The 1,217-nt window shown below is 79.9% G+C and carries 1 protein-coding gene; it reads right to left on the bottom strand.

Annotated elements, in window-relative coordinates:
- Positions 1 to 1,150, bottom strand: a 1,150-nt coding sequence (locus tag EF903_RS32755) for an NB-ARC domain-containing protein (RefSeq protein ID WP_260616237.1), incomplete at its 3' end; no start/stop codon positions are given.
- Between the last annotated feature and the right edge of the window lie 67 nt (positions 1,151 to 1,217).

Genomic DNA, 1,217 nt, shown 5'->3' with positions numbered 1-1,217 from the left:
CGCCCCGGCCACCCCTTCGCCGCCCCGGCCGGGCCGCCGCGGGCGGCCCGGCCGGGGCGGCGAAGGGGTGGCCGGGGCGTGCGGCGGCGTAGGCGGTGCGGGCCCGTTCGCGGACGTGGCCGAGGAGCCGGAGCAGGGCGGCCGCGCGGCCGGCGGGGGTGTCGTCCTCGCGGGAGCGTGCGGCGGCGAACTCCCGCAGGAGGTCGTGGAGGCGGTGGACGCCGGGGGCCGGGGATTCCAGCAGGCCGAGCGCCGCGATCCGTTCGAGGTGCCCTTCCGCCTCGGACTCGGCCATCCCGGCGAGGGCGGCCGCTCCGGCGGTGTCGAGGGTGGCCGCGCGCGGCAGCGACAGCATGCGGAAGAGGCGGGCCTGTGCCGGGTCGAGGAGGTCGTAGCTGAGGCGGAAGCAGGCCTCGACGCCGTCCGCGTCGCCCTGCCCGCCGGCCCGGCCGAGGAGCGCGGGGCGGGCGCCGTCGAGGAGGCGTACGTAGTCGGCGAGCGCCCAGGCCGGGCGGGTCGCGAGCCGGGAGCCGGCCAGCCGGAGGGCCAGCGGCAGGGCGCCGCAGCGCCCGACGAGCGCGAGGGCGGCGTCCGGTTCGGCGGCGACGCGGGCCTCGCCGGCGATCCGGCCGAGCATGGCCAGGGCTTCCGCGTCCGGGAGCACGTCGAGGCGGATGCGCAGGGAGGCGGGGAGGCCGGGCAGGGTGTGGCGGCTGGTGACGAGGACGGCGCAGGTCGGGGAGCCGGGCAGGAGCGGTTCGACCTGGGCGGTGTCGCGGGCGTCGTCGAGGACGAGGAGCACCCGCCGCCCGGCGAGCCGGCTGCGGTAGAGGCCGGCCCGCTCCTCGGGGTCGTCGGGGACCGCGGCGTCGGCGACGCCGAGGGCGCGCAGGAAGGAGGCCAGGACGGCGCCGGGTTCGGCCGGGTCCTCGCGTACGCCGCGCAGGTTGGCGTAGAGCTGGCCGTCGGGGAAGTGGTCGCGAAGGCGGTGCGCGGCGTGCACGGCGAGGGTCGTCTTGCCGACGCCGCCGATCCCGCCGACGGCGGAGATCGCCACGCTGCGCAGGGCCGTGCCGGCGGCGGGGCTGGGGGCGAGCGCGTCGACGATGGCCTGCTCGGGGCCGGCCCTGCCGGTGAAATCCACCGGCACGTACGGCAGTTGGGCCGGAGCGGGTGATCCGGGGCGGGAGCCGTCCGAGGTGTCCGCGGCGGGGGGC

The organism is Streptomyces sp. WAC05292 (assembly GCF_003949955.1).
GTDB lineage: Bacteria > Actinomycetota > Actinomycetes > Streptomycetales > Streptomycetaceae > Streptomyces > Streptomyces globosus.
The sequence above is the reverse complement of the archived record's forward strand: the minus strand, read 5'-3'. Positions and strand labels throughout refer to the sequence as shown.